This is a genomic window from Phenylobacterium sp. (assembly GCF_041691455.1).
Lineage (GTDB): Bacteria > Pseudomonadota > Alphaproteobacteria > Caulobacterales > Caulobacteraceae > Phenylobacterium.
Genome location: NZ_JBEPUO010000003.1, coordinates 86,769 through 113,044, shown reverse-complemented (window position 1 = coordinate 113,044; position 26,276 = coordinate 86,769). Strand labels below are relative to the sequence as shown.

The 26,276-nt window shown below is 68.5% G+C and carries 24 protein-coding genes; 8 read left to right on the top strand and 16 right to left on the bottom strand.

The window, feature by feature from the left end; genetic code table 11:
- Position 1: 1 nt before the first annotated feature.
- Genes purD through ACESMY_RS06980 form a run of 4 tightly spaced genes read right to left on the bottom strand, consistent with a single transcriptional unit; the run spans position 2 to position 3,965 of the window.
- Positions 2 to 1,273 (bottom strand): phosphoribosylamine--glycine ligase, encoded by a 1,272-nt coding sequence (gene purD, locus ACESMY_RS06995; protein ID WP_372783612.1) that lies wholly within the window; start codon positions 1,271 to 1,273, stop codon positions 2 to 4.
- A gap of 43 nt (positions 1,274 to 1,316) precedes the next feature.
- Complete coding sequence (gene phoB / locus ACESMY_RS06990) at positions 1,317 to 2,006, bottom strand: phosphate regulon transcriptional regulator PhoB (RefSeq protein ID WP_372784049.1); 690 nt, start codon at positions 2,004 to 2,006, stop codon at positions 1,317 to 1,319.
- A 13-nt stretch (positions 2,007 to 2,019) separates the two neighbouring features.
- Positions 2,020 to 2,709, bottom strand: a complete 690-nt coding sequence (phoU, locus tag ACESMY_RS06985; protein ID WP_372783610.1) for a phosphate signaling complex protein PhoU — start codon at positions 2,707 to 2,709, stop codon at positions 2,020 to 2,022.
- Positions 2,710 to 2,756: 47 nt separating this feature from the next.
- Positions 2,757 to 3,965, bottom strand: coding sequence for an ATP-binding protein (locus ACESMY_RS06980; protein ID WP_372783608.1), 1,209 nt, complete (start codon positions 3,963 to 3,965; stop codon positions 2,757 to 2,759).
- Between the two features lie 125 nt (positions 3,966 to 4,090).
- On the opposite strand from ACESMY_RS06980, the gene ACESMY_RS06975 reads away from it, so the two are divergent.
- The 4 genes from ACESMY_RS06975 (at position 4,091) to ACESMY_RS06960 (ending at position 7,903) form a co-directional block, all read left to right on the top strand.
- Positions 4,091 to 4,759, top strand: coding sequence for a sensor histidine kinase (locus tag ACESMY_RS06975; protein WP_372783606.1), 669 nt, complete (start codon positions 4,091 to 4,093; stop codon positions 4,757 to 4,759).
- A complete protein-coding gene (locus ACESMY_RS06970) occupies positions 4,756 to 5,220 on the top strand; it encodes a response regulator (RefSeq protein WP_372783604.1) in 465 nt (154 codons plus the stop codon). Before ACESMY_RS06975 ends, ACESMY_RS06970 begins: the two co-directional genes overlap by 4 nt.
- A 3-nt stretch (positions 5,221 to 5,223) precedes the next feature.
- On the top strand, positions 5,224 to 5,493 hold the full coding sequence (locus ACESMY_RS06965; protein ID WP_372783602.1) for a SemiSWEET family sugar transporter: 270 nt from the start codon (positions 5,224 to 5,226) through the stop codon (positions 5,491 to 5,493).
- 97 nt (positions 5,494 to 5,590) lie between these two features.
- Positions 5,591 to 7,903 carry a tetratricopeptide repeat protein gene (locus tag ACESMY_RS06960; protein WP_372783600.1) on the top strand — a complete coding sequence of 771 codons (2,313 nt, stop codon included), beginning with the start codon at positions 5,591 to 5,593 and terminating at the stop codon, positions 7,901 to 7,903.
- Here ACESMY_RS06960 and ACESMY_RS06955 read toward each other — a convergent pair.
- From ACESMY_RS06955 to rfbF, 7 genes are read right to left on the bottom strand one after another with little or no spacing between them, the layout of a single operon-like run.
- On the bottom strand, positions 7,878 to 8,531 hold the full coding sequence (locus ACESMY_RS06955; RefSeq protein WP_372783598.1) for a hypothetical protein: 654 nt from the start codon (positions 8,529 to 8,531) through the stop codon (positions 7,878 to 7,880). The genes ACESMY_RS06960 and ACESMY_RS06955 overlap by 26 nt on opposite strands.
- Positions 8,528 to 9,337, bottom strand: a complete 810-nt coding sequence (locus tag ACESMY_RS06950; protein WP_372783596.1) for an NAD-dependent epimerase/dehydratase family protein — start codon at positions 9,335 to 9,337, stop codon at positions 8,528 to 8,530. Before ACESMY_RS06950 ends, ACESMY_RS06955 begins: the two co-directional genes overlap by 4 nt.
- Positions 9,338 to 9,341: 4 nt before the next feature.
- Entirely contained in the window at positions 9,342 to 10,406 is a 1,065-nt protein-coding gene (locus ACESMY_RS06945) for an FkbM family methyltransferase (RefSeq protein WP_372783594.1), read from the bottom strand.
- A gap of 58 nt (positions 10,407 to 10,464) precedes the next feature.
- Positions 10,465 to 10,995, bottom strand: a complete 531-nt coding sequence (locus ACESMY_RS06940; protein ID WP_372783592.1) for a dTDP-4-dehydrorhamnose 3,5-epimerase family protein — start codon at positions 10,993 to 10,995, stop codon at positions 10,465 to 10,467.
- Positions 10,995 to 12,233: a methyltransferase domain-containing protein gene (locus ACESMY_RS06935; protein ID WP_372783590.1), complete on the bottom strand. Its 1,239-nt coding sequence runs from the start codon at positions 12,231 to 12,233 to the stop codon at positions 10,995 to 10,997. The genes ACESMY_RS06940 and ACESMY_RS06935 overlap by 1 nt, the downstream gene beginning before the upstream one ends.
- Positions 12,230 to 13,291 (bottom strand): CDP-glucose 4,6-dehydratase, encoded by a 1,062-nt coding sequence (gene rfbG, locus ACESMY_RS06930; RefSeq protein WP_372783588.1) that lies wholly within the window; start codon positions 13,289 to 13,291, stop codon positions 12,230 to 12,232. The genes ACESMY_RS06935 and rfbG overlap by 4 nt, the downstream gene beginning before the upstream one ends.
- Positions 13,279 to 14,046, bottom strand: coding sequence for a glucose-1-phosphate cytidylyltransferase (rfbF, locus tag ACESMY_RS06925; RefSeq protein ID WP_372783586.1), 768 nt, complete (start codon positions 14,044 to 14,046; stop codon positions 13,279 to 13,281). The genes rfbG and rfbF overlap by 13 nt, the downstream gene beginning before the upstream one ends.
- Positions 14,047 to 14,180: 134 nt before the next feature.
- On the opposite strand from rfbF, the gene ACESMY_RS06920 reads away from it, so the two are divergent.
- The 3 genes from ACESMY_RS06920 (at position 14,181) to ACESMY_RS06910 (ending at position 16,808) form a co-directional block, all read left to right on the top strand.
- Positions 14,181 to 14,921 (top strand): sulfotransferase domain-containing protein, encoded by a 741-nt coding sequence (locus ACESMY_RS06920; protein WP_372783584.1) that lies wholly within the window; start codon positions 14,181 to 14,183, stop codon positions 14,919 to 14,921.
- 61 nt (positions 14,922 to 14,982) lie between these two features.
- Positions 14,983 to 15,975 (top strand): M23 family metallopeptidase, encoded by a 993-nt coding sequence (locus ACESMY_RS06915; RefSeq protein ID WP_372783582.1) that lies wholly within the window; start codon positions 14,983 to 14,985, stop codon positions 15,973 to 15,975.
- 62 nt (positions 15,976 to 16,037) lie between these two features.
- Complete coding sequence (locus ACESMY_RS06910; RefSeq protein ID WP_372783581.1) at positions 16,038 to 16,808, top strand: alpha/beta hydrolase; 771 nt, start codon at positions 16,038 to 16,040, stop codon at positions 16,806 to 16,808.
- 134 nt (positions 16,809 to 16,942) lie between these two features.
- Here the strand turns inward: ACESMY_RS06910 and ACESMY_RS06905 are convergent, their stop codons facing one another.
- The 4 genes from ACESMY_RS06905 to ACESMY_RS06890 all read right to left on the bottom strand — a co-directional run bounded on the left by ACESMY_RS06905 (position 16,943) and on the right by ACESMY_RS06890 (position 24,008).
- Positions 16,943 to 18,601, bottom strand: coding sequence for a glycosyltransferase family 4 protein (locus ACESMY_RS06905; protein ID WP_372783578.1), 1,659 nt, complete (start codon positions 18,599 to 18,601; stop codon positions 16,943 to 16,945).
- A gap of 176 nt (positions 18,602 to 18,777) precedes the next feature.
- On the bottom strand, positions 18,778 to 20,697 hold the full coding sequence (locus ACESMY_RS06900) for a beta strand repeat-containing protein (RefSeq protein ID WP_372783576.1): 1,920 nt from the start codon (positions 20,695 to 20,697) through the stop codon (positions 18,778 to 18,780).
- A 216-nt stretch (positions 20,698 to 20,913) separates the two neighbouring features.
- Positions 20,914 to 22,284, bottom strand: a complete 1,371-nt coding sequence (locus ACESMY_RS06895) for an HlyD family type I secretion periplasmic adaptor subunit (RefSeq protein WP_372783574.1) — start codon at positions 22,282 to 22,284, stop codon at positions 20,914 to 20,916.
- Complete coding sequence (locus tag ACESMY_RS06890) at positions 22,281 to 24,008, bottom strand: type I secretion system permease/ATPase (protein WP_372783572.1); 1,728 nt, start codon at positions 24,006 to 24,008, stop codon at positions 22,281 to 22,283. The genes ACESMY_RS06895 and ACESMY_RS06890 overlap by 4 nt, the downstream gene beginning before the upstream one ends.
- Before the next feature lie 230 nt (positions 24,009 to 24,238).
- Between ACESMY_RS06890 and ACESMY_RS06885 the strand changes: the two genes are divergently transcribed.
- Positions 24,239 to 25,030 carry a DUF6270 domain-containing protein gene (locus ACESMY_RS06885; protein ID WP_372783570.1) on the top strand — a complete coding sequence of 264 codons (792 nt, stop codon included), beginning with the start codon at positions 24,239 to 24,241 and terminating at the stop codon, positions 25,028 to 25,030.
- Here ACESMY_RS06885 and ACESMY_RS06880 read toward each other — a convergent pair.
- Positions 25,027 to 26,253 (bottom strand): hypothetical protein, encoded by a 1,227-nt coding sequence (locus ACESMY_RS06880; RefSeq protein WP_372783568.1) that lies wholly within the window; start codon positions 26,251 to 26,253, stop codon positions 25,027 to 25,029. The genes ACESMY_RS06885 and ACESMY_RS06880 overlap by 4 nt on opposite strands.
- Between the last annotated feature and the right edge of the window lie 23 nt (positions 26,254 to 26,276).

Sequence of the window (26,276 nt, the reverse complement as noted above, 5' to 3'; positions counted from 1 at the left end):
CTCAGCGACCGAGCGCGCGCCAGCCGATGTCGGTGCGGTGGAAGCCTTCCGGCCAGTCGATCAGGGCGACGGCGCCATAGGCCCGCTCGCGCGCTTCGCTGAGATCCTCGCCGGTCGCACAGACGTTCAACGCCCGCCCGGCGCCGGCCAGGACCGCGCCGCCCGGACCCGCTGAGGTCCCGGCCTGGAAGACCACCACGCCCTCGCCGAAGTCCCGGTCGAGGCCGCCGATCGCGCTGCCGGCCTTGGCGGGACCGGGATAGCCCTCGGTCGCCAGCACCACGCAGACCGCGTCGTCGTCGCGCCATTTCGGTTGCGGCATCTCGTGCAGCCGGCCGGTGGCGCAGGCCATCAAATAGGGCACGAGGTCGCTCTCCAGGCGCAGCATCAGCACCTGGCACTCCGGGTCGCCGAAACGGGCGTTGAACTCGATCAGCTTCGGCCCGTGGCGCGTGGACATCAGCTCGACGAACAGCACCCCGCGATAGGGCGCGCCGTCGGCGGCGATGCCCTTGAACGCCGGCTCGACCAGCCGCGTGCGGGTCTGCTCGACCAGGTCGTAGGTGAAGACCGGGGCCGGCGAATAGGTCCCCATGCCGCCGGTGTTGGGGCCCTCGTCGCCGTCGAAGGCGCGCTTGTGGTCCTGGGCCCAGCCGAACAGCATCGAAGTCCTGCCGTCGCAGAGCGCGAACAGCGAGCCGATCTCGCCCTCCAGATATTCCTCGATCACCACCCGCGCGCCGGCCGCGCCGAAGCCGCCGCCGAAGGCGTCGTCGATCGCCGCCTCCGCGCCCGCGCGGTCGGGAGCGATCACCACCCCCTTGCCGGCCGCCAGGCCGTCGGCCTTGACCACATAGGGCGGCTGGAAGTGCGCCAGAGCCGCCTTGGCGGCCGCGGCGTCGTCGCAGATCCGATAGCCGCTGGTGGGCAGGTGGTGGCGGTCGCAGAAGGCCTTGGCGAAGGCCTTGGAGGACTCCAGCCGCCCGGCGGCCGCCGTCGGGCCGAAACAGGGGATCTGCGCGGCTTCCAGGGCGTCGGCGAGGCCCGCCTCGATGGCCACCTCCGGGCCGATCACCACCAGGTCGGCGGCGATCTCCTGGGCCAGTTGGACCAGGCGCGCGACCTCAATGGCCTTGATCTCCCGCACCTCCGAAATCTGCGCCATGCCCGGGTTGCCCGGCGCGCAGACGAGCCGCGTCAGCAGGGGCGACTGCTTGATCTTCCACGCCAGCGCGTGCTCGCGCCCGCCGGAGCCGACCAGGAGGATGTTCATGGGCTGCGCTTTCGCGCGGGCGGCGCCCGCGGTCAAGCCGGGGTCAGCCTTCGAGGTCCAGGGAATAGCCTGCTGAGCGCACGGTGCGGATCGGGTCGTCGGTTTCCGAGACGCCCAGCGCCTTGCGCAGCCGCCCGATGTGGACGTCCACGGTGCGGGCCTCCACATAGACATCCGAGCCCCAGACGGCGTCCAGCAACTGCTCGCGGGAGAACACCCGGCCGGGATGCTGCATCAGGTAGTCGAGCAGGCGGAACTCCGTCGGACCCAGATGGATCTCCAGGCCGGAACGCTTCACGCGGTGGGCCACCCGGTCGATCAGGATGTCGCCGCGCCGCACACGGTCTTCCGCCAGGCCCGGCCGCAGCCGGCGCAGCACCGCGCGGATGCGGGCCGTCAGCTCGGTCATCGAGAACGGTTTGACCACATAGTCGTCGGCGCCGGTGTCGAGGCCACGGACCCGGTCGGTCTCCTCGCCGCGCGCCGTCAACATGATGATCGGCACGTTGCGGGTCTCGTTGCGCTGGCGCAGCCTGCGGCAGACCTCGATGCCGGAGATCTTCGGCAGCATCCAGTCGAGCACGATGAGGTCGGGCAGCCGCTCGTCGACCAGCAGCAGGGCTTCCTCGCCGTCGCCGGCGAGGCCGACGTCGTAGCCTTCCTTCTGCAGGTTGTACTGCAGGAGGGTCGCCAGCGAATCCTCGTCCTCGACGACCAGGATGTGGGGCGTCATCTGCATGTGGGTCTCAAGCCAACTCGTCGGTTTTCGGCCGGCCGCCGATCATCTCGGCCCCGGTGATCTGATAGTGGATGATCTCGGCGATGTTGGTGGCGTGGTCGCCGATCCGCTCCAGGTTCTTGGCGACGAACAGCATGTGGGCGCAGGCGGTGATCGTGCGCGGATCGCCCATCATGTAGGTCAGCAGTTCGCGGAACAGGGAATTATAGTGCTCGTCGACCTCGTCGTCCTGGCTCCAGACGGCGAGCGCGCGCTCGAGGTCGGAGCGGCTGTAGGCGTCGAGGACGCTGGAGAGCCGGCCCAGCACCAGCTTGCCCATCCGCTCGATGGAGCGGGTGAGCGGCGTCAGAGGATCGGACTCGACGATCACCAGGGTGCGCTTGGCGATGTTCTTGGCGAGGTCGCCGCAGCGTTCGAGATTGTTGGCGACCTTCATCGCCGCCACGGCGCGGCGCAGGTCGTCGGCCACCGGCTGGCGAAGGGCGATCAGGCGGATGGTCTTGCGTTCGATGTCGCGCTCGGCCTCGTCCAGCTTGTCGTCGCGGCCGACCACGATGGCGGCCAGGTCCTGGTTGCGCTTGACCACGGCGCTGACGGCGTCGGCCACCTGGGCTTCGGTCAGGCCGCCCATGCGCACGCACTCAGCCGCCAGGCCGTTCAATTCCTCTTCGTAGGATTTGACAATGTGCTCGTTCATACGCCTTGCCCAAGGGGACGCCGGCCCCAGGCCCCTATGCTACAGTCTCATGACGCTTTGACGACGCCCTCCGGGTCGCCGGCCATCGGAAAATAGGCCGTGAAGGTCGAGCCCTCGCCCTCGGCGCTGGCGACCACCAGGCCGCCCCGGTGGCGGTTCATGATGTGCTTCACGATCGCCAGGCCCAGGCCGGTGCCCGAGCGCGCGCCGCTCTTCTGGCCATCCACGCGGTAGAAGCGCTCGGAGAGCCGCGGCAGGTTCTGGCGCGCGATGCCGGGACCGAGGTCGGTGAACCGCAGGGCCGCATAGCTCTCCGGCGAAGGATCGGGCGCGACCAGCGACAGGCGCGGCACGCCGTCGTGGCTGGCGGCCGCGGCGAATTCGCTCAGGCCGCTCTGCATCTGGATGCGCACCGCCGCGCCGTCGGGGGAATATTTGATGGCGTTGTCGAGCAGGTTCTGGACGACCTGGACGATCTGGTCGCGCTCGCCCCGAACCATCACCTGGCAGGCGGCGCAGGGGCGCCAGTCGAGCTTGACGCCGCGTTGCGCGCCCAGCGGGCCCGCGGCCTCGACCACCTCGCCGACCAGCAACACGAGGTCGACGACGCCGCGCGGTGGGATGTGCTCGTCAAGCTCGATCCGGCTGAGCGAGGTCAGGTCGGCGATCAACCGCGCCATGCGGTCGGCCTGGGCCTGCATGATGCCGAGGAACTTGTCGCGCGCGGCCGGGTCGTCGCGGGCGTGGCCGCGCAGGGTCTCGATGAAGCCGGAGAGCGAGGCCAGCGGCGTGCGCAGCTCGTGACTGGCGTTGGCCAGGAAATCGACCCGGGTGCGCTCCACCCGACGGACCTCGGTCTCGTCGTGGAAGGTGAGCAGGGCCAGGCGCGCGCCGTCGGCGCCGAACCCGAGCGGACGGGCCCGCACCCGCAGGCTGCGCGACTGGGCGCCGGTGGTTTCGTACACGCCATCGGCGTCGGCGGCGTCGAACAGCGCCTTGTCGACGGCCCCCAGGACTTCGGGATCGCGAACCGCCGACAGCAGCATGCCTTCGTCCGACGTGAGCCGCAGCAGTTCGCGCGCCGCGGCGTTCGCCAGCACGAAACGCCGCCCGGTCAGGTCGTCGCGCTTCGACCCCGTCACCACCAGAATCGGGTCCGGCAGGGCGTCGACCAGCGCCGCATAGAGCTGCGAAGCCGGCGTGGACGATGCGATGGGATCGAGCAGGGACAGTGGCGAATCTCCGTTCCGCGACACCCTAGCATCCTCAGTCCTGTGACAGATCGGTGACGCGGGTCCACATCGAGAGCGTACGGAACCCATTCTTGTGCATGGCCGTTCAGGGAGGCCAACTTCGGGGCGGCGAAGACCCGTGTAGCATCATGAACGATTTTCAAAACGGACGCCCGGAGAACCGAGCGGCCGACGCTGGCGCTCTGGCGGACGCCCTAGCCGAAAAGAACGCCCTGCTGCACGAAGTCGACCACCGGGTGAAGAATAACCTGCAGCTGATCGCTTCCCTGATCCTGCTGCAAAGCCGCCGCACCACCGACGAGGCCGCGCGCCAGGCGCTGAGATCGGTGCTGGAGCGGGTCACCGCGGTCGCCACCGTCCACCGCCGACTGTTCCAGGGCGATCCCCTGCGCTTCGACGTCGCCGATTTCGTACGCGACCTGATCGGCGACCTCGCCGCCGCGGCCGGCCGCGACGACCTGGAGATCGCGGTGGCCCTCGACCAGGTGGCGATCCCAGCCTCCTCCGCCGCCGCCTTCGCCCTGGTGATCAACGAACTGCTCAGCAACGCCCTGAAGCACGCCTTCCCCGGCGGCCGAGCGGGCCATATCACCGTCTCCCTCGCCCATCGCGGCGGCGCCTGCGTGCTCACCGTCAGCGACGATGGCGTGGGCATGGGAGACCGTCCGCCGGGGTTCGGCTCGACCATCATCAAGCTGCTCTGCCAGCAACTTCATGCGCAATTGGATGTCGCCGACGCGCAACCAGGCGTGCGCACGACAGTTGCTATCCCGATGACCCCGGGCCCCACGCCATGACCGCCGCCAAGCGGCTCGATGTCCTGATTGTCGAGGACGAAGCCCTGCTCGCCGAGGAACTCGCGTTCCTGGTGCATGAAGTGGGGCTGCGCGAGGTCGGCCGCGCCATGAGTTCGACCGAGGCCATCGCGCTGGCCGGCGCCCTGACCCCCGACCTGGCGCTCGTCGATGTCCATTTGAAGGACGGCCCGACCGGAGTGGAGACCGCCCGCCTGATCGTCGAGGACTGCGGCGCCGTGGTCCTGTTCATGACCGCCAATGTGAAGCGGCTGCCCGACGACTACGCCGGGGCCTGCGGGGTGATCGGCAAACCCTATTCGGAGCACACGGTGCGCTCGGCCCTGACCTATCTGGACGCCTGCCTCCGCGAGCATCGCGCGCCCGGTCCGCCGCCGCAGGGCCTGGCCCTCTCGCCTCGGTTCCAAGAGCTCTGGGGCGACGACCTCGCCGGCGTGGGCTAGCGGTTGTCGAACCTCGTCGCCAACAGCGTGGGGACCGTCGCGGCGCTCTGCTCGATGACCAGCTTCGCCCCGCAGATCGTCAAGATCTGGCGCGATCGCGACGCCTCCGAGGTTTCGCTCACCATGTACCTGGTCACCGTCGCCGGCTTTTGCCTTTGGATCGGCTACGGCGTGCTGATCGCGAGCTGGCCGGTGACCGCCTCCAACACCATCTGCCTGCTGATGTCGGCCACCGTGCTGGCGCTGAAGTGGCGGTTCAGCCGGGGCGCTTGACCATCGCCCCGCGCGGCGTGCTCTAGCCACATGGAACGGGCGGCCTTAAGGCTGCTCGCCGTTCGCCCCGAAGGGGCGCAAGGCCTCGAGTGGAAGCATGGATGAGCGTTTGGCCGCGGCGGATGCGGCGCTGAAGGCGGGACGCAGCGACGAGGCCATCCAGCGTTTGACCGAGCTTCTGGAGGCCGACCCGGCTCAGACAGCCGGCGTCTATCGCGCCCTCCTCCTGCAGCTCTACAAGGCCGGACGTCTGGACGCGGCCGCGCGGTGGGGCGAAGCCGCCGCCGCCCGGCATCCCCGTGACCTTGAGATCCTCAACCTGCTGGGCGTGGTCTACCGGCGCCTGTCGCGCTACCCCGAGGCGCTCGCGACCCTCGATCGGGCAGCGAAGCTCAACCCCAACAACATCGCCGTGCAGTCGAACCGGGGCAACGTCCTGCAGGACCTGGGGGAGGACGCGCGCGCCGAGGCGGTGTTCGCCAAGCTGCTCCGCGCTGAGCCGCGCAACAGCGACTTCCAGCGCCAGCTGGGGCGATCGCTGCTCAGGCAGGGCAAGACCGCCGCCGCCATGATGCGGCTCCGCCAGGCCGTCGCGCTCAAGAAGGATCACATCGAGGCCTGGCTCGACCTGATCGGCTACGAGAACGACCTGAACCATGTCGAGGCGGCCGAGGCCCTCGTCGACAAGGCGCTGGCCGCCAATCCGGACCACCCGCGGCTGCACGACGCCCGGGCCACGGTGATCCGCCGATCTGGGCAGCGGCGGCGCGGCGAGGCCTATCTGATGGACCTCCTGCCGCGCTTCGAGAACGCCGCCTGGCTGCACGCCCAGCTCGGGGCCCTGATCACCGACTACGACCAGGAACGCGCCGCGGTGCATCTGCGCAAGGCCGTGGCGCTGGAGCCCGACAATATCGATCGCCTGATGGCCCTCATCGAAAGCCTGGAGCGCCTGCGCAAGGGTGACGAGGGGGCCAATATCGAGGAGGCCTATCAGCTCGCCGGGCAGGCGCTGGCGCTGAAGTCGAAGGACCCCGGCCACCTGAAGATCCTCAACGAGCTGCTGATCCGGGTCTGCGCCTTCGACGCGCTCGACTCGCTCGGCGACTTCAAGACGCTCGGCCGCGGCTGGGCCAATTCCGGGCGGCACACCGCGCTCCTGAAACAGTTCGCCTTCGTCCGCGGTCCGGAGGACCGGCTCGAGCTACTGGAACAGCACCGGATCTGGGGTCGGCTCGTGGAAGCCGCCGTGGCCGCATCGCCGATCACCCGGCCGCCGCCGCGGCCCGCCGACGGACGCATCCGCCTGGGCTTCATGTCGTCGGACCTGCGCCGCCACCCGGTCGCCTACTTCGCCCAGCCGCTGTTCGACCACATCGATCGCGAGCGTTTCGACGTCTATTGCTACTCCTTCTACCAGGGCGAAGAGGACCCGCTGCAGGCCTATATCGCCAGGCAGGTGACCGCGTTCCGCTGGATGCCGGAGAGCGCCTCGCGCGAAATCGCCCAGACCATCGCCGACGACCAGCTGGACATGCTGATCGAGCTCGGCGGCACCACCCACATGAACCGTCTGGACGTGCTGGCCTATCGCCCGGCGCCGCGGCAGGCGAGCTGGCTGGGCTACCCGCACTCAGGCGGGCTCTCCACGATCGACTACTTCATCTGCGACCCCTATTCGGCGCCCACCGACCCGGCGCTGATGATCGAAAAGCCGCTGATGATGCCCCACACCTGGCTGGCGCTCGGCCGCGCGGTGTTCGCCGACAACCAGCCGATCGCCGAGGGCCTGCCCGAGGAGCGCAACGGCTTCCTCACCTTCGGGACAGCCAACAATCCGCACAAATACAGCCGGCAGGTGCTAGCCGCCTGGGCCCGCGTGCTGGCCGCCGTTCCGGGCTCGAAATTCGCCTTCGTGCGGCCGGAAGGCGCGACGCCGACCTTCCGCCGCAACGTGCTGGCCGAGTTCGCCTCGCACGGCGTGGCCGAGGACCGGATCATCTTCCACGCGGTGCGCGGCAAGCACATGCCGTTCTACAATGAGATCGACATCACGCTCGACCCCTTCCCCCTGACCGGCGGGACCACCACGACCGAGGCGCTATGGATGGGCGTGCCGGTGGTCAGCCTGCGCGGCGAGGCCTTCTTCGAACGGCTGAGCTGGTCGATCCTGTCGAACGCCGGCCTGGGCGACCTGGTGGGCGGCAATCTCGACGAATACCAGGCGATCGCACTGAAGCTGGCCAGCGACCGCGAGCGGCGGCGCGACCTGCGCCTGACGCTCCGCGACCGGATTCGCAACAGCCCGCTCGGCCGCACGGACGAGTTCGCCCGCGACTTCTACGAGATGATCGCCCGCGCGGTCGCCGAAGCGCCCGCAAAGGCTACAGCCGGAAGTACTCGCTCATAAGGTCGTCGGGCCGCGGCCGGAAGGCGAGCTCGCCGGGCCCGCCGGCAAAGGCGATCGAGCCCTTCGGCACGCGCTTGTTCACGACGCTGACGCCCTGGCTCACCACGGCGTCATCCTCGAGGATGGAGCGCCCGATCACGGCGGTGTTTGGATAGAGCACCACCCGGTCGCCCAGCACCGGGATCTGGTCCTTGTGCCGCCCGACGGTCGAGTTCTGGTAGAGCACCAGATAGTTTCCGTAAATCGCCTTGGCTAGCACGATGCCGACGCTATGGCCGATGTAGAACACCTCCGGCATGGCGATCTCATAGAACAGGTCGATACCGTTGAAGGCCTTGTTCATCAGGAAGAGGCGGGTCGGCGCCTCGGTGTCGCCGGATCGTTTCCAGATCGTATTGCCCAGGAAATACAGATAGATGGTGTGCTGCGACGACTGCAGGACATTGAATTCGTCCGGCCGCCAGGGGGCGCAGGCGTTGATGCAGCGATGCAGCCGCTCGAGCGTCTCGTCGAGGTGCGCGTCGACCGCCGAGCGGAAGGCCGCCTCGCGCCCGTCCGGGACCACCGCGGCGCACTGGGCGACGGTATAGGCCAGGAGACTCTCGCGGGTGTGGTCCCTGAGCTTCACGCTGTCAGCCCCTCCAGATAGCCGCGCACGACATCCTTGACCGGCGTGGGCGCGACGCCAAGCGCCCGCAGCCGGGCGACGTCAACCCGTGGCGGCACGGGCGGCGAGGCGTCGCCGCTGAAGGTCACCCGCCAACCGGCCTTGAGGAAGAGGTTGGCGATCTCGCCATTGCCGGTGAGTTCGCCCGAGGCGACGTTGACGACCCCTCGCGCAGACCGTTCGGCCATGGCGATCAGCGCGGAGACCACGTCATCGAGGCGGATGTAGTCGCGGACCACATGCGGCGTGGAGTCCAGATGCAGGTCGCGGGTCCGCGCCGCCTCGATCAGCCACTGGGAGAGGAAGCCCGGCGATTCCAGCGCCCAGTCGAACACATTGGCGAGCCGGGCCACGGCGCCCCGGCCCTCTGCCCGGGTGAGCGTGATGTTCTCGCCCAGCGCCTTGGAGAGGTCGTAGGTCCGCCGCGGATCGGCCGGGTCGAACACCAGAGGCGTGGTCTCGTCGACCATCGGCGCCGCCTGGCCGTCGTAGAGCCGCGTGGAAGAGAGGTAGATCAGTTGCTCGAACCGCCCGGCCCGGACCAGTTCGCTGACCAGGCTCGCGTGGGCGTCCACCGTGTCGAAGGGACGGCGGTCGTAGTCGGCGGTCAGGCCCGCGCAGTAGAAGACCACCCCCATGTCGCGGCCGAACAGGCTCTTGTCGCCCTTGGCCGGGGCATAGGTGTCCCAGCCCGCCGCGCCCAGGCGCGCCAGCAGCCGTCGGCCGACGAAGCCCGTGGCGCCGATGATGGTAGCGAGGCCCGTCACCTCGTCAGAGGCCTCCCACCGGGTGATGCAGCTTGGGATCCTTGTGGCGCAGCAGCTTCGGCGAGACGTCGCGGACGATGCGGTAGGCGTCGGTCTCGAACACCTTCGGGTCCTTCACCGCCACCATGTTGAAGCCGTGCGGCGGGCCTTCCAGGTGAATGGCGTCGGCCGGGATCAGCTCGATGGGGCGGCCGGCCAGATCGTAGTTCGAGTTGAAATCGCGCAGCGCGAACAGGTGGTAGCCGTGGCCGGTGAGCAGGCGGGCGATCTCGGTCGCCTCCAGCCCGTTCGACCAATCCACATAATGCCGGTGCACCTCGAAGAGGATGTCCGGCGCCTGGCCGGCGGGCGCGGCCAGGAAGGGCTCCGCGCCCTTCAGCGCGCCCAGTTCGGCGCCTTCGATATCGATCACGATCAGGTCGAGCTGGTCGACGCCGGCGGCCTTCAGATAGTCGGCGATGGTCACGGTCTTGAAGCCGTCGGCGGCGCCGGCCTCGGCCACCTCGGCGCTGGCGAAGCTGTCGTAGCCGACGAGCTTGAGATTGGTGCTCGAATCCGACCACAGGCCCTCGGGCCGCGGGCGGATGTTGGTGAGGCCGTTGAGTTCGGCGTTGCGCGTCAGCATCGCCCGCTGCTCGTTGTTGGGCTCGAAGGCGTGCACCACGCCGCCGCGCGAGGCGATCTCGCGGGCGATCAGCACGGCGTGGTCGCCGAAATAGGCCCCGCCGATCACCACCTGCTTGGCGCGCTTGGCGAGGTTCACCAGGATGCGGCTGGTCTGCGGCTCCCAGGCGTGGTCGGGCGCCTCGGGCGTCGACATCACGAAGTCCCGCGCGATCTTCGAGCGGTAGAGGAATTCGAAGGTCACCCCGCTGGAGAGCGTCTTGCGGATCACCTGGTCGTCGTCGAACAGGGCGTCGACGAGAGGGCCGGTGATCTCCTCGCGCACGTCGACACCCGGCGCCTCGATCGCGCCTTCGAAGGCGATCATCTGGCGGATGAAGGCGGCGCGCCAGGCCTCGTCCTGCGCGATGCGCGCCAGAGCTTCTAGCGCCTTGTCGTGAGCCATCTAAGCGAACCTGTTCCTTTGGAAAGCGCGGCACATCTAGCAGATCGTACGCGCGTTCTCAGCCTTGGTGATCGGGATAGCCGGCGTCGCGACCGGAGATGATCCGCGGCGCGGCCGGCCAGGCGATGGCGAAGGCCGGATCGTCCCAGCGGACGCCGGCCTCGTGGCCCGGCTGGAAGGCCGGGGTGATCTGGTAGAGCACGTCGGTGTCCGGCTCCAGGGTCAGGAAGCCGTGGGCGACGCCTTCCGGGATCAGCAGCGCGCGGCCGCTGTCCGCCGACAGCTCCGCCGAGGTCCAGCGCCGGTAGGTCGGGCTGCCCGGGCGCAGGTCGAGCGCGACGTCGAACATCCGCCCACGGACGGCGCGCACCAGCTTCGCCTCGCCATGGGGCGCGGGCTGGTAGTGCATGCCCCGGAGCGTGCCTGAGTGGGGATTGCGCGAGAGGCTGGTCTGGACCGGGACGAAGGGATGTCCGGCGGCGGCGAACGCCTCCGGGCAATGCAGGCGCGCAAACGCGCCGCGCTCATCCTCGTGGGGCTCGATATCGACCGTCACGACACCGACGATGGCGGTTTCCGCGAACCGCATCAGGAAAGGACCTTGGTCTCCGGCGATGCCGTGACGAAACGGCCGCCCCAGTCGGCAATGAAGGCCATCTGGCCCATGATCTCGACCTTCAGGTTCCAGGGTAGGATCAGGAGATCGTCGGGCCTTACCTCCCGCACGGCGGCGGGGCTGAGGATCGGCAGGTGGCTGCCGGGCAGGAAACGGCCCTGTTTGGCCGGGCTCGCGTCGAACACCGCGACGATATCGTCCGTGGTCGTCCCACAATAGTTGAGGAAGGTGTTGCCCTTGGCCGCCGCGCCATAGGCCGCGACACGTCGCCCGGCGGCCTTTTCGGTCGCCAGGAAGGCGCGGAAGCTCTCGCGCACCGCCTCCACACGGGGCGCGAAGCCGGCGTAGGTCTCGATCCGGTCGAAGCCCGCGGCGTGCTCGTCGTCCCGTAGCGCCACGAGCGCATCGGTCTCCTCGTGGCCCGAGCCCATGTGGCAGCAGAACAGCCGCAACGAGCCGCCGTGCGTGGGCAGTCGTTCGACATCGAACGGCCTAAGGCCATTGGCCCGCAGGACCTGCTCCACCGCCAGCAGCGACAGATAGGAGAAGTGCTCGTGGTAGATGGTGTCGAACTGCACCTTCTCGATCAGGTTCAGTAGGTGCGGAAACTCGAAGGTCAGAGCGCCCTCGTCCTTGAGCATCTCGCGGAAGCCGGAGACGAAGTCGGCGATGTCCGGCACATGGGCCAGCACATTGTTGGCCGCCATCAGATCGGCGTTGTAGCCCTGCGCAGCCAGCAGCTGGCCGGTCCGCTCGCCGAAGAACATCACCTCGGTCGGCACGCCGCGGGCGATCGCGGCCTTCGCCGTGTTGGCCGTAGGCTCCACGCCCAGCACCGGAATGTCCATTTCGACGAAGTGCTGCAGCAGATAGCCGTCATTGCTCGCCACTTCGACCACCAGCGACTCCGGACCGAGCTCGAACCGCTCAGCCATGGCCACAGCGTAGCGCCGCGCGTGCTCCACCCAACTCGTCGAATAGGAGGAAAAATAGGCGTAGGCGTCGTCGAAAATGGCGTCGGCCGGCACGGCGTCATCGGCCTGCACCAGGAAACAGTTGTGGCAGACTCGCACGTGCAGCGGATAGGTCGGCTCGCCCCCCGCGGCGAGCTGTTCGGCGGTGAGATAGCTGTTGGCCAAGGGCTGACGACCGAGGTCCAGGAAGGTGTGGACGAGCGGCGTCCGGCAGAAGCGGCAGAGAGGCGGGGTCATGCGCCGCCTTCGTAGGCCGCGATCTCGTCCCGGCACAAGCTGAGCGCGTCCTCGCCGTTCGCCTGGCGGCGGTACCAGTCCATCGTCAGCGCCACGGCCTCGCCTGCCGCTAAGTGGCTTTCGAAGCCCAGGGCGCGTTTCGCGAGACCGGCGTCGATGGCCAGCGACCTGGCCTCGAGCGACGCCGGATCCGGCTCATGACGCCAGGGCTTCGCGCCCAACGCCTCGACGCCCAGGGTCGCGAGCTCGCCCACCGTCACAGCCGCGTCGCCTGGCCGGGGGCCGAAGTTCATCGCCCGCGGCGTGGCCGGGTCGGTCGCCAGCGCCTGGAGATAGACAAGGTAGCCCGCCACGCAGTCCAGCACGTGCTGCCAGGGCCGGGTCGCCTCGGGATGGCGCAGCACGACCGGTTCCTGGCCCCGCGCGGCGCGCACGATGTCGGCCACGATGCGGTCGCGGGAGAAGTCGCCGCCGCCGATCACGTTGCCGCCGCGCGCCGTCGCGACCGGGACGCCAGCCGGCTCGAAATAGCTCTGCGCGAAGCTCCGAACGGCGATCTCGGTCGCCGCCTTCGAGGCGGAATAGGGATCCTTGCCGCCGAGCGCGTCGCCCTCGGCGAAGGCGCGGCCGGTCTCGGCGTTGGCGTAGACCTTGTCGGAGGTGATCGTGAGGGCCGCCTTGAGCGAGGTCTGCGCCCGCAGGGCCTGCAGCAGGTGGACGCTGCCCATCACATTGGCCGCGAAGGTCGCCACCGGGTCGGCGATCGCCGTCCGCACGATCGGCTGGGCGGCCATGTGCAGGACGAGGTCGAAGCCGCGCCCGGTCAGCGCGGCCTCGACCGCCGCGGCGTCGCGCAGGTCGACGATCAGCGACTGCACAAGACCCGCGACGCCGGCGAGCTCGAAGAGGCTGGGATCCTGGTCGGGGGCGAGCGCGAGGCCTGTCACCTCGGCCCCGAGCCCGGCCAGCCAGATCGCCGTCCACGAGCCCTTGAACCCCGTGTGGCCGGTGAGCAGGACCCGCTTGCCGCGCCAGAACCCGCGGTCTAGCGCCGCCACGGCGCCTCCCCCGAAGCCCACATGGCCTCAAGGATGTTCTTGTCGCGCTGGGTGTCCATCGGGGCCCAGAAGCCGTCATGACGGAAGGCCATCAGCTGGTCGTCGTGGGCCAGGCCGGTGAGCGGCTCGTTCTCCCAGATGGTTTCGTCGCCGGCGATGCGCTCGATCACGCTGGGCTCAAGGACGAAGAAGCCGCCGTTGATCAGGCCGTTGTCGCCGGGCGGCTTCTCGATGAACCGCTCCACCTGGCCGTCGACGATCTCCAGCGCGCCGAACCGGCCCGGCGGCGAGACCGCCGTCACCGTCGCATCGCGGCCATGGCTGCGGTGGAACTCGGCCAGCGCGCGCAGGTCCAGGTCCGCGACGCCATCGCTGTAGGTGAGGAAGAAGGGCTCCTTCGGGTCGAGGTATCTGGCCACCCGCTTCAGGCGCCCGCCGGTCATGGTCTCGGCGCCGGTGTCGACCAGCGTCACGCGCCAGGGCTCGTGGTTGGTCTGATGGAATTCGATGGCGCCCTTCGCCAGATCGACGGTCAGGTCGGCGTTGTGGAGCACATAGTTCGAGAAGTACTCCTTGATCACGTAGCCCTTGTAGCCAAGGCAGACGATGAAGTCGTTGAAGCCATAGTGCGAATAGAGCTTCATGATGTGCCAGAGGATCGGTCGGCCGCCGATCTCGATCATCGTCTTGGGCTTCAGGTGGCTCTCTTCCGAGATGCGCGTGCCGAGGCCGCCCGCCAGGATCACCGTCTTCATCGCGTCGAAGCCTCTCGCCGGCCGCGCCCCTGCGAACCGCCGCTCCTCTTATCGCGTACGCCGGGCAGCGCCAATGGACCGCCAAGCAGTCTTCGAGGTCTTGCGACATCGCGTCCGGCGGGGGATGTGAGGGCATGGCTGAAGACCGTGTCGCCTTTATCGTCGCCGGCGTGCAGAAGGGCGGCACGACCGCGCTCTTCGACTACCTCGGCGAAGCGCCCGACCTGTCGCTGTCGCGCGTCAAGGAGGTCCACTTCTTCGACGACGAGAGCCAGGATTGGGCGCGGCCCGACTACGCCGCCTACCACGCCAATTTCGAGCCGTTCGACGGCCGTCCGCGCGGCGAGGCGACACCGATCTACCTCTACTGGCCCGGGAGCCTGGAGCGTATCGCCGCCTACAATCCGAAGGTCCGGCTGATCGTCATGCTGCGCGATCCGGTGGAGCGCGCCTGGTCGCACTGGAAGATGGAATATGCCCGCGGCGTCGAGACGAAGCCCTTCGCCTGGTGCGTTCGTGAGGGTCGGCAAAGATTGTTCGATGTCGAACCTTGGGGCTTCAGCCGCGAGATCTCCTATGTGGAGCGGGGCTTCTATGGCGAGCAGATGGCCAGGCTCTATGGCCTCTTCCCTCGGGAACAGGTGCTGGTGTTGCGGTCCGACGACCTGCGCGGCGATCCGGGCCGCACGCTCGGCCAGGTGCGAGCCTTCCTCGGGCTCCGTCCGGGGATCGCGTCCGAGGCGCGCGACGTCCATGTCGGCCGAGAGATGGACTATGGCTCCGACCTGACGCCCGCCGATGTGGACTTCCTGCGCGGGATCTATGCGCGCGACGCGGCGCGGCTGGCGGACCTCACTGGAGTCAGGTTCGGGTGAGGCCATAGTTTGGTCGTGGCGGCCCGCGAGGTTCGGCCCGATCGCCGCCAAAGGAGCCAAGATGCGAACGACCTCGCTCGGCCTTCTGGGCCTCACGCTCGCCCTGGCGCCGCTGGCCGCGCGCGGCGCGTCGGAGGGGCCGAAGTTCGCCCTGCCGCTCGCCTGCCAGATAGGTCGCTCCTGCGAGGTGCAGCACTACGTGGACCGCGATCCGGGGCCCAGCGCGCTGGACTACCGCTGCGGCCACCGGACCTACCAGGCGCACAACGGGATCGACATCCGCCTCCTCGACATGGCCGCCGAGCGGGCCGGCGTCGACGTCCTGGCCGCGGCGGCCGGGCGGGTGGTTCGGCTGCGCGATGGCGTCCAGGACATCTCCATCCGGGCGCCCGGCGCGCCCTCGGTCGCCGGCCAGGAGTGCGGCAACGGCGTGGTCGTGGATCACGGCGACGGCTGGGAGACCCAGTATTGCCACCTGGCGCGCGGCAGCGTGCGGGTGAAGGTGGGCGAGGAGGTCAAGGCCGGCCAGCCGCTCGCTCACGTCGGCCTCTCCGGCGACACCGAGTTCCCGCACCTGCACTTCACCGTCCGCCACGCCGCCCAGGTGGTGGATCCCTTCGCGCCGGACATGAGCCGTCCGACCGTCTGCCGCGCCCAGCCCAATACGCTGTGGACCGCCGCGGCGCAGCGCCAGCTGACCTACAAGGCGGGCGCCGTGCTGAATGGCGGATTCGCCTCCGGTCCCGTGACCATGGCCGCCGTCGAAGAGGGCGGCGTCGGGCCGCCCACCGCCACGACCCCCTTGATCGCCTATGCGCGCCTGATCGGGCTGGAGACCGGCGACGTCATCGAGCTCGTCCTGACCGGGCCAGGCGGCCAGGTCCTGCTGCAGAACCAGCTCGCGCCGCTCACCTCGGACAAGGACCAGTACGTCGCCTATGCCGGCAAGAAGCCGCCGGCCGGCGGATGGCCCCACGGCGCCTATTCCGCCGAGGTGCGGGTGCGCCGGGCCGGCGCAGTGGCCATCACGCGCCGGTTCACCGCCACGATCTAGGCGGCATGGGCGACTTGGGCTAGAGACGCATCGACCTTCGATGGATCGCGCCCGCCTGCCGCATGGACCGACTGATCGTTCAAACCAGCTTCGGGCCGCTGCATGTGGTGGGTCGCCTGTACGCCGACCGGAAGCGACCGGCCCTGCTCGCCGTCGGCGGCGCCTTTCCGCCCGACGACTTCCTGCATGACCTGGTGGACAAGCACTCCGGCGCGAATGTCATTGTGGGGACTCTGCCCGGGATGCGATCGCCGGCCTTCGAGTTTCCCCGGCCCGGCCACTATTCGACGGCCTACGATGAGCTTATCGGCGCGCTCTTGCCGACCCAGCCGGTCGTCGCCTACGGGGTCTCCACCGGATGCCTGGTGACCCTGGGGCTCAAGGCGCCCAACGTCGTCCGGCAGATCGTCCAGGAGCCGTTCCTCAACACCAGCGACCTGTGGCCCTTCATCGCCGACTCCCAAAAGCGGCTGGCGCTCAACCCAGACAACAAGCTCCTGGCTGAGTTCTTCGACAAGGTCTTCGGGATCGCGCTGGAGCGGGCGGACAACGTCGACTACGAGCATCTCGCGCGCGCCCTCAGCGTGCCGACCGACCTCGTCGTCGCCCAATTGCCGCTCCTGCCGGTGCGCGACCTGCCCCTTTGGCCCTCCCTCACCAGCGCCCGTGATCGCGAGGTGCTGTGCGCCAATCCCCTGGTGCGGCTGCATGAAGGGCCCGCGGGGACCGGCCACAACCTCGCCGGCGCGCCGGCCGGCGAGCAGTTCGTTCACCGGGTTCGTGTCGAGGCGCTGCGCGAGGCGGAAGCGGGCGCCGGCCGGTCTAACCGTTAAGTGATCGGCGCATTGCTTCAGTGTGGTGACGCTTTGAGCTAATGTGGGTCGTCAGCCTAGCTCTCCATGGCTGTGTCGCTTTGGCCGGGTGACGGATCGCAAGATCCGTCGCCCGGCCTTTCGCGTTTTGGGCCTCAGGCCGGCGGCCGTAGGACGATCACCCCGTATCGGGCGACCCACAGCGCGCCACGCGTCACGATGGATCGCCGCTCCGCCGGGAATATCTTGACCAGGTCGCCCAACCTGGCCCCAGGGGACGATGCGCCGAGCCAGGCCACGATGGTTTCCACCTCGAAGAGCGTCGGACGGTGGATGGCGCTGTAGCTGGTGATCGGCCTGGACAGCAGTTCCTTCGCGTCTTCCCAGGTCACCCCGGCGCCCAGCTCGACCGTCCAGTCCTCGGAGAGATGGCGGGTCGGATAGCCGCCGAACAGGCGGAAGGGGTCGGGACGATAGGGATTGTCGGGCCTGGCCGGTAGCTGTGCGTTGCGCTTGCGCCGGTCGTTCAGCTCCCCCCAAAGCGCCTGGTACTGCGGGATGATCTGCACCCAGTCGAAGGTCGCCTGGACGTGCGCGCGCGCCTGGCGGCCGAGCTTGAGGCGAAGATCCGGATTCAGCACCAGGGCAGAGATGGCCGCCGTCGATTCGGCGAAGTCGATCGCCAGGCACTGGCTCGCGGCCCCCACGTAGTTTTCGTAGCTCAGCCAGTTGTTGGCGTACCAGTAGGCGAGATCGACACCGGCCCCGGGCTTCGGCGCGACGGTCGGAATCCGGAAACCGTGCTCCCCATGCGCGACCGTGTCCTTGTAGCCGTTCCAGTCGGTGACGACGCAAGGCAGGCCCGCGGCCATGGCCTCGAGCGGCGTGAGGCCGAAGGTCTCCTGGATGTTGTCCGACAGGCTGATGAAGAAGTCGGCGACCGACCAGATGGAGAAGCGGACGTCGGGCGGCCGTCCATCGACCTCTCGATATTGGACGGTGGGGCAGAGCGCGCGCGCGCCATCATGATAGGCGGTGTTGGCCTCCTCGGACTCGGCCCAGCCCGAATTGACCCAATAGATCGGCTTGCCGGTCGCCTGGGCCGCCTTTTCCAGGGCCAGGGCCATCAGCGCCGGGTTCATCTTCTCCCGGTGGTTGAAGCGGCCGACATAGAGGGCGACGACCGCATCGTCGGGGATGTCGAGGCGTTCGCGCCAGGCCTTGCGCTGATCTGGGTCGGCCTGGAAGTCCTCGGCGTTGACACCCAGCGGGATGGTCACGCGCTGGGCCTCGGGACGACGGCGCGGTCCGTCGAAAGTCTCGGCGAGATATTCCCTCACGCCGTCGAGCTGGGCTTCGACACTGTCGCGGACCGCCGAGGAGGTGCAGATCAGGGCGTCGTGATCGGAGATCGGCGAGATCGCGAATTGGCCCACCATGTCCATGACGCGCGCCGTGGCGGTGGTGTGGGTGATGCCGCAGATCGAATAGACGCCGGCGCCGTGGACGCGACGGGCCCAGGCTTCCTCATTGAGGTTCGGGCCGGGCAGGTTCAGCACGCCCGGCTCGCCGATGCCGGGACGATGGTTGGTGGTGATCCAGGTCTTCGGACGGTCCGTCGGGTGGATCCGCCTCACCAGGGCCTGCAGGTCCGGGATCGTCGCGGCGCCTGCGTTCCAGAAGTAGAAGCGCTCGACGTCGGCGTGGCGGAGGAATCCCCTGAGGAAGCTTTCGCCCGCGGAATGCCGCCCGAGGATGCGGCCGCTCGTGGTGTCGAACCCATTGGGGTGCATGTAGATCGCAGCGTTGGTCATTGCACGCCCCGGAAGCGCTCCGCGCCCCCGCCTTGTCACTAGGGGAATAATGGGGCGCGGCGCGCCCCGCCTTGTCACTACAGGAGAAATGGGACGGCTAGCGCCCATTCCTTATCGCTACAAAAGAAAAGGGCCGCCCCGAGGGGCGGCCCTAAACCTTACTCCAGACCCGGAGCTTAGATGATGTTGCCGACGTCGATGTCGGTCAGCGAACGGCCAACCAGAACCACCGCATCGTCACCAGCATCCAGCGAGCTGCCGTGGTTGGTGTCGGCGAAGACCACGACGTCGGTCCCCACCTGAGCCACCACGTAGTGGACCGTGCCACCCGAGAAGAAGGTGCTCGCGAGCGTCGTAGCGTTGGCGTAGTCGGTCGCCGTCACTTCGACGTAGTTGGCCGAGGTGGCCGCGCCGAGGTTCGTGGTGCCGCCACCGGCGTCCACGAAGTGCAGGTGGTCGAGCGGAGCCGCGGAGGTGCCGCCTTCCCAATCCTTGATCTGGTCGCCGGACCCGGCGGTGATCGAGGAGTCGCCGGTGTTGACCACCGGAGAGCCGGCCGAAGTCGTGCCGAACACGAAGGTGTCGTTCCCGGCGCCGCCGGTCAGGATGTCCTTACCTTGGCCACCCGTGATCACGTCGTTGCCGGCTCCACCGTCGATCGCATCGTTGCCGATGCTGGTGGTGATCGTGTCGTCACCGGCGCCGCTGGCGATGTTCTCGTTGCCAGCCGTGCCGCCGCTGATCACGTCGTTACCAGCTCCGGTCGTAACCGACACGTCGCCCGTGGACAGGGTGACCGTGTTGTTACCGTCGCCGGCATTGATCGCGTCGTTGCCGCCACCCGCCGTGATGTTGTCGTTGCCAGCGCCACCCGTGAGGGTGTCGAGGCCCGCACCGCCGACGATGGTGTTGTTGCCAAGACCGCCGTCGATGTTGTCGCCGGCGCTGCCGCCGGTGATGTTGTCGTTGCCATCACCACCGGTGATCACGTGGACGGCGGCGCCGCTGGCGGTGATCGTATCGTCACCCGCGCCGCCGGCGATCGTGGCCTTGCCCGTACCGCCATCGTTGATGACGTCGTTGCCGTCTTCGCCTTGGAGGTTGAGCGCGCCCGTCGCCGCGCCCGAAGCGGTGATGGTGTCGTTGCCCAGGTTGCCGTCGATCAGCACATTGCCGGTGCCGGTCAGGGCGATCGTGTCGTCGCCTTGGCCGCCGAGGAGCGTATCCGCGCCGGAGCCACTGTCGGTGACGATGTCGTTACCTTGGCCAGCTTCGACATTGTTCACGCCCGTACCGGTCACGCCGATGCTGTCAGCGCCGTTGCCGCCGGTGATGGTGTCACCGCCCGCGCCGCCGCCGTTGGCGATCGTGTCGTTGCCGTTGCCGCCATCGATGATGTCGCTGCCGGTGCCGCCGCTGATGCTGTCGTTGCCGTCAACGCCAGCCAGGCTGTCGCTGCCGCCGCCGCCGCTGAGCGTGTCGTTGCCCAGGTCGCCGCTGAGGATGTCGTTCCCCGTGCTGCCCGAAACGTTGTCGTTGCCTTGGCCGCCGAGCAGGATGTTCGTGCCGCCGCCCGCGGTGATCGTATCGTCACCCAGGTTGCCTTGCGCGAAGTTGGTGCCGGTGCCGACGTCGATCGAGTCGTTGCCTTGGCCGCCGAACATCGTGTCGTTGCCGCCCGCGCCGCTGAGGACGTCGTTACCCTGGTTGCCCTGGATCACGTCGCCGCCCGAGCCGCCGGTCAGGGCGTCGTTGCCGTCGCCGCCGAACATGCCGTTGGCGCCGGCCGTCAGCGTGGCCGTGTCGTTCGCGCCCGGGTCGCCGACGACCAGGGTCGAGGCGTCCGCGAACACCGGAACGGTGTGGCTGGCTTCGCCTTCGCCGTAGATGCCGGTGCCGAAGACCACCGCGTGGCCGGTCACCAGGTCGGTGATGGTCACGGTCTGGGTCGAGGTCGCGGTCGCCGCGTTGTAGCTCACCGCAACCTTGGAACCCGACGACGTCGGGTTAGTGAAGACCAACACGTCGCCGCCGGCCGCACCGTTGAATGCGAGCGCCTGCGTCGCCGTGATCGTCTCAAAGAAATAAGTCGCCATAGATCTCTCCAGTCTGTGTCACACGGACCCTCGGCACGCCTGACCCCCATCCCCGATGGAGCAGTCCCGACGGTCCATTTGTCCCAAGCGCCATAGCATGGCTGCGGCGAAGGTTAAACGAGCCCGAGGGAAGACGTATCGGAAGCACGCAATTTACGCAACAGCAAAAAGGCCGTGGAATCCATCCTCTAGCCTCCTGTTACCGAGACGCATCTATCAATCATGGAGCGCCCCGTGGACGGTGTCGGTGATGGGCGAAATCAGCGATCCCATGACCGTCTTTTTGCCGGTCACAATCATCACCGAAGCGGGCATGCCGGGGCTGATTTGCGCGGTTCGCTTCAGCTTCGTCAGCTCCTTGGCGTCGATCCGCAGGTCGGCGCGATAATAGGCGGCGGCGGCCTTTTCGTTGACGATCTTGTCGGCCGAAACCAGCGTCACCGTGGCCTTCATCGGCCCATGCCAGCGCTGATTGAGGCCCGTGAAGCGCACCTGGGCGTCCATACCCTGGTGCACCTTGTCGATGTCCTTGGGCGGAATCTGCGCGGTGACCACGATCGGCGCGTTGGCCGGCACCACCTGCGTCAGGACCTCGCCGGGGCCGGTGACCCCGCCGACGGTGAATTGGGTGAGGTTGAAGACGTAGCCGTCCACCGGGGCGCGGATCACCGTGTCGTCCAGCGCCTGCTTGGCGGCGGCGAGGCGCGGCAGGGTGTCGGCGAGCTTCGTCTGGGCGTCGCGCAGGCCTTCGGCGGCCTGGCTGGTGCGGGTGTCGCGGTTGGCCGAGACCTGCATGCGCGTCTCGCCGGCCTGCTGACGCAGCCGCGCGATGTCGGCCAGAAGCGAACCCTTGCGGCCCCGAAGATCGGCGAGCGAGCGCTGGTAGCGCAGAATCAGCGGCTTAGGCGCGAAGCCCTGGTCGTAGAGCGTCTGATAGCCGGCCATTTCCTCGTCGGTCAGCTTGATCTGCTCGTCGACGGAGGCGACCTGCGCCTGCTGCCCCTCGACCTGGGTCTGCACCTGGTCCAGGCGTTGCGCGAGCACTGCGTTCTGGCTCTGGAACAGCTGGGCGCGGGTGGTGAACAGGAATTGCTGGTCGCGAACCATGCCGGAGACGCGCGGATCGGACATCCGAGCGGTCACCTCGGGCGGAAATTCCAGGGTGTTCTTGTTCGTCGCCTCGGCATTGAACCGGGCAGTCTGGACGAGCAGGCTGTCGACCTGATTCTGCAGCACGTCGTTGGACGCGCGCGCCTCGACGTCGTTGAACAGCATCATCGGCTGGCCGGCGCGGACATGCTGGCCTTCCTGCACCAGGATCTGCTTCACGGTCCCGCCCGAGCGGTTGCGCAGCGTCTTGACGTTCGACTCGATGCGGACTTCGCCCTGAGCGGTGATGCCGCCGACCAGCGGCGTGAGCGAAGCCCACAGCCCCAGGCCCAGCACCAGAACGCCGATGATCACCGCGCCGACGATCATCGGATGACGTATGCGCCGCTGCAGTTCCGCATTGACCGGCAGGTACTCGTCGCCGCCGAAGGTGGGCGCGATATAGGACGAGCGGACAGGCGTGAGGTCGAGTTTCATCGGCCGGCCTCGACGGCGCGGACTTCGGTCGGCTTCATCAGTCGGTTCATCACTTGGTCGCGCGGGCCGAACAGTTCGATGCGGCCTTCGCGCAGGACGAGCATCTTGTCGGCGGCGCGGAAGATGCTGGGTTTGTGCGAAATGATCACCACGGTGGCGCCGTTGGCCTTCATGGCGTCGAGCGCCTGGAGCAGCGCGTCCTCGCCCTCGGCGTCGAGGCTGGCGTTGGGTTCGTCGAGCACGATGAAGGCCGGATTGCCCAGCATGGTGCGCGCCAGGCCGACCCGCTGGCGCTGGCCGGCGGAGAGGGTGTGGCCGCCGTCGCCGACGTCGGTCTCGTAGCCTTTCGGCAGGCGCAGAATCAGGTCGTGGACCCCGGCGAGCTGGGCGGCGTGCACCACCTCTTCGTCGGTGACCTCGGTGCGGAAGCGGGCGATGTTGTCGCGAATCGTGCCCGCGAACAGCTCGGTGTCCTGCGGCAGGTAGCCGACGTGACGGCCGAAGTCCGCCCGGTCCCAGGCGAAGACGTCGGCGCCGTCGAGGCGGACGATGCCGTTGACCGGACGCCAGATGCCGACCAGCAGCCGCGCCAGGGTTGATTTCCCGGCCCCGGAGGGTCCGATCACGCCGAGCGTCTCGCCCGGCTCAACCGCGAAATTGATGTTGCCAAGCAACAGCTTGTTCGCCCCCGGGGGCGCGTAGTTGAGCGCTTCGACAGCCAGCCGGCCCTTGGGCCTGGGCAGGGCCGTGGCGGGCAGCGACGGCTCGGCCTTCGACAGCAGCTGCATCAGCCGGCCGTGGGCGCGGACCATGTTGTTCAAGGGGTCCCACGATCCGACGATCTTCTCGATCGGCTGCAGCGCGCGGCTGGCCAGGATCATGTTGGCGAACAGCATGCCCTGATGCAGCTTGCCCTTGATGATCAGGTAGGCGCCGATGGCGATGATCAGCACCTGGATGCCCATCCGGACAGCCTTGATGATGTCGGTGAAGGCGTTGGAGTGCTCGGCCGCCGTGGCGCCGCGTTCGATGGCCACGCCGCGGTGGCTGGCCCAGGACGCGCCCAGGGTCGGCAGCATGCCCATGGCGCGCACCACCTCGCCGTTGCGCAACGCCGCGTCGGTGAAGGCGTAGCTGCGAAGCTGTGCGTCGCCGGCGTCGCGCTGGACCGGCCGGATGATCTGCTCCTGCAAGAGCGCCAGGCCAAGCAGGGCGAGAGCGCCGACGGTGGTGACGACGCCCACGGCCGGGTCGATCAGGAACAGCACGAACAGGAAGACGGGAATCCAGGGAACGTCGAAGAAGGCGGCCGCGGCGATGCCGGTCAGGGTCTGGCGGAACTGGTCCAGGTCGCGCAGGGCCTGGGCGCGGGCTCCGGAATCGCCCCGCACCGAGGCGTCGAACAGCGCCGAGAAGACCTTCCCCGAAACCCGCTGGTCGAGCATCACCCCGTAGTTGATCAGGATGCGCGCGCGGTAGTCGTCGATCGCGCTCGAGACGGCGAAGACGAACAGGGTGATCACGGTCAGGATGATCAGGGTCGGGATGTTCTGGCTGACCATGACCCGGCCGTAGACCTGGTAGGTGTACAGCGGCAGCGCGAGGTAGAGCACGTTCGAGAAGAAGCTGAATCCCGCCGCCACGGCGAACGGATGCTTCCCGTCGTTAAGGGCTCGGGTGAGCACGTTGTCGGGCTGATTCGTGAGAAAGCTGAATATCTTCATGCGCGCCGAGTTGTTTGGTCCCTGCCCAACGTACTTAACGATCGGTCTAAAAAGATGAACGCGGACCGATATTCTTCACTCGGTCATCGTCGGGTCCGAAGCGCCCGAGGCGGGCGGACAGATGCTTGGGGACCCTTGCGATGTCAATCCTGGGGTTCCACTCGCGCAGACCGTGCATGTTACAATACGCCCGCTGGCATAAGGATGCGGCGCCGGCGCCTGGAGGAGGAATGTCGAGGGTCGCCATCGTCGGAAGCTGCATAACGCGGGATGTGTGGCGGTTAAGTGGCAGGCGCGTTACAGGCCCGGCGCCTGACCTGCTCTATATCCAGCGCACCAGCCTCCCGAGCCTCTTTGCCGCACCCCTGCCGGGCTTCCGGCCGGCCGCCGCGCCGCCGGGAGGGTTGAAACCCCTGCCGCACAACGCCCTGGTCGCGGACCTGCAGAAGACCACACTCGCGAGCCTGGTCGCCTTCCGGCCGACCCACGTGATCTTCGACTTCATCGACGAGCGGTACGACCTGTTGTCGGCGCGCGGCACGCTGGTCACCGACACCTGGGAGCTCGAGTGCAGTGGCTACCGGAGCCAGCCCGCCCTGCGCGCGGCGCGACCGATTCGCAGGCTCTCGGCGGCCTGCGAGCAGCTATGGCTGGAGTCCGTTCGCGAGCTCTCCGCCTTCGTGCAGGCCACACCGCTGGCCCAGGCGCGCCTGATTCTGCATTCGGCGCGCTGGGCCACGCACCGCCGGCTCGCCGACGGCCGCGAGGCGCCGATCGCGCAAATCGAGATTCTCCCCGGACACCCTGCCGACGTCGCGGCGCACAACGCCCTCCTCGGCCGCTACGAGGCGGCGTTCATGGCGCTGGTCCCGAACGTGCATCGGGTCGAGGCGCCGGACTTCCGCCTTGCCGACGACGCGCACGACTGGGGTCTTAGCCCGTTCCACTATGTCAGCGGTTATTATGCGGAGATCTGGCGGCAACTCTCCGAACTCGGCGTCCGGGGCCGAGCCCTGGCCTAGGCCCGGGTAGCCTGCCGCGCCCAGTGCTCGAGCGGCGTCATGCCCTGCCGAACCAACTCCGGCGTCGCGGCCAGATAGGCGGCGGTCGGGAAACCGGGCCGGGCCTCGGCGACGGCCCAGGCGCCGCCCTGCAGGTAGTCGACGAGCGGATTGGCCCCGGGATCCAGCGCTTCGCCGCGCGCCGCCACATAGTGCGGCAGATCGAACCAGGCGCTCGGACTGCGGCCTTCGGCGGCCCCGCCGATCAGGAAGTGGGTCATGGGCTCGGCCCCGAGCTCGGCCACGTCCGGATTGTGCTCCACGTACCAGTTGGGATCGAACAGCGGATGCGGCGTCAGGCCCTGGCGCCAGCCCTTGGTCAGGTAGTGGACGAGCGGGGCGGTCTCCGCCTCCTGGCGCGGCATCTGCCGTCGGTACCAGGCGCCGTCGAACAGCGGGTGCGGCGAGAGCCCGTCGCGCCAGCCGGTGCGCAGGTAGTGCGACGCGGGGTCCTCGTCCTTGGCCAACTGCGGCCCTTGGGCGGCGTAGTGCAGGACGTCGAACAACGGCTGCGGATTGCGGCCGCGCGCGGCGCCCTCGCGGACGAAATGCTCGAGCGGCGAGACCTGGCTTCCCCGCAGCGCGGAGGCGTTCAGCGCCGCGTAATAGTCGGAATGCAGCAGCGGGTGTGGGCTGTAACCGAGGGCTGCGCCCCGCGCGAGATAGTGGACCAGCGGCGGCAGGCCCGAGCCGGCGACCGCGGGATAGGTCTCCAGATACCAGGCCTGGTCGAACAGCGCCGCCGGCGTCGCCGTCGGGTCGGCCCCGCGGCGCACATAGGCCGCGATCCCGGCCTCATCGTCGCCGCGCCAGACGCCGGCGTCGAGAATCAACCGGATGTGGCCCGAACGGCCCAACCGGACCAGCAGACGCTCGAAACCGCGTTCAAGCTTGCCGCGGCGGCGCAAGGCTTGTGGCCTGGCCTGCTCCAGCCAGCGCTCGGCCGTCATCCGCCGCGCGGCGGTCAGGGCCTCGGTGCGGACCTTCAGGGCCTCGGTCAGGGCGAGGGTCAGTTCACTGCGGGTCAGCGCCTCACGCACCTGGGCCTGATGCGCCATCTCATGGGCGAGGCGCAGGTCGGTCCGCAGGCCCGCCACCTTCTGCGCCGCGGCGGCGGCCTTGCGGGCGACGTCGCCCGTGGTCTGAGGCGCGGCTTTCGGCGATGGCGCGGGGGTCTTGGCCAAGTCTGCGGCCGCGACGCTGAAGC

What these genes read in the sequence shown, in the direction of transcription:
- purD (WP_372783612.1), bottom strand. Translation starts at nt 1,273, where the DNA reads ATGAACATCCTCCTGGTCGGCTCCGGCGGGCGCGAGCACGCGCTGGCG.
- phoB (WP_372784049.1), bottom strand. Translation starts at nt 2,006, where the DNA reads ATGACGCCCCACATCCTGGTCGTCGAGGACGAGGATTCGCTGGCGACC.
- phoU (WP_372783610.1), bottom strand. Translation starts at nt 2,709, where the DNA reads ATGAACGAGCACATTGTCAAATCCTACGAAGAGGAATTGAACGGCCTG.
- ACESMY_RS06975 (WP_372783606.1), top strand. Translation starts at nt 4,091, where the DNA reads ATGAACGATTTTCAAAACGGACGCCCGGAGAACCGAGCGGCCGACGCT.
- ACESMY_RS06970 (WP_372783604.1), top strand. Translation starts at nt 4,756, where the DNA reads ATGACCGCCGCCAAGCGGCTCGATGTCCTGATTGTCGAGGACGAAGCC.
- ACESMY_RS06960 (WP_372783600.1), top strand. Translation starts at nt 5,591, where the DNA reads ATGGATGAGCGTTTGGCCGCGGCGGATGCGGCGCTGAAGGCGGGACGC.
- ACESMY_RS06945 (WP_372783594.1), bottom strand. Translation starts at nt 10,406, where the DNA reads ATGGCTCACGACAAGGCGCTAGAAGCTCTGGCGCGCATCGCGCAGGAC.
- ACESMY_RS06940 (WP_372783592.1), bottom strand. Translation starts at nt 10,995, where the DNA reads ATGCGGTTCGCGGAAACCGCCATCGTCGGTGTCGTGACGGTCGATATC.
- ACESMY_RS06935 (WP_372783590.1), bottom strand. Translation starts at nt 12,233, where the DNA reads ATGACCCCGCCTCTCTGCCGCTTCTGCCGGACGCCGCTCGTCCACACC.
- rfbF (WP_372783586.1), bottom strand. Translation starts at nt 14,046, where the DNA reads ATGAAGACGGTGATCCTGGCGGGCGGCCTCGGCACGCGCATCTCGGAA.
- ACESMY_RS06920 (WP_372783584.1), top strand. Translation starts at nt 14,181, where the DNA reads ATGGCTGAAGACCGTGTCGCCTTTATCGTCGCCGGCGTGCAGAAGGGC.
- ACESMY_RS06915 (WP_372783582.1), top strand. Translation starts at nt 14,983, where the DNA reads ATGCGAACGACCTCGCTCGGCCTTCTGGGCCTCACGCTCGCCCTGGCG.
- ACESMY_RS06910 (WP_372783581.1), top strand. Translation starts at nt 16,038, where the DNA reads ATGGACCGACTGATCGTTCAAACCAGCTTCGGGCCGCTGCATGTGGTG.
- ACESMY_RS06905 (WP_372783578.1), bottom strand. Translation starts at nt 18,601, where the DNA reads ATGACCAACGCTGCGATCTACATGCACCCCAATGGGTTCGACACCACG.
- ACESMY_RS06900 (WP_372783576.1), bottom strand. Translation starts at nt 20,697, where the DNA reads ATGGCGACTTATTTCTTTGAGACGATCACGGCGACGCAGGCGCTCGCA.
- ACESMY_RS06895 (WP_372783574.1), bottom strand. Translation starts at nt 22,284, where the DNA reads ATGAAACTCGACCTCACGCCTGTCCGCTCGTCCTATATCGCGCCCACC.
- ACESMY_RS06890 (WP_372783572.1), bottom strand. Translation starts at nt 24,008, where the DNA reads ATGAAGATATTCAGCTTTCTCACGAATCAGCCCGACAACGTGCTCACC.
- ACESMY_RS06885 (WP_372783570.1), top strand. Translation starts at nt 24,239, where the DNA reads ATGTCGAGGGTCGCCATCGTCGGAAGCTGCATAACGCGGGATGTGTGG.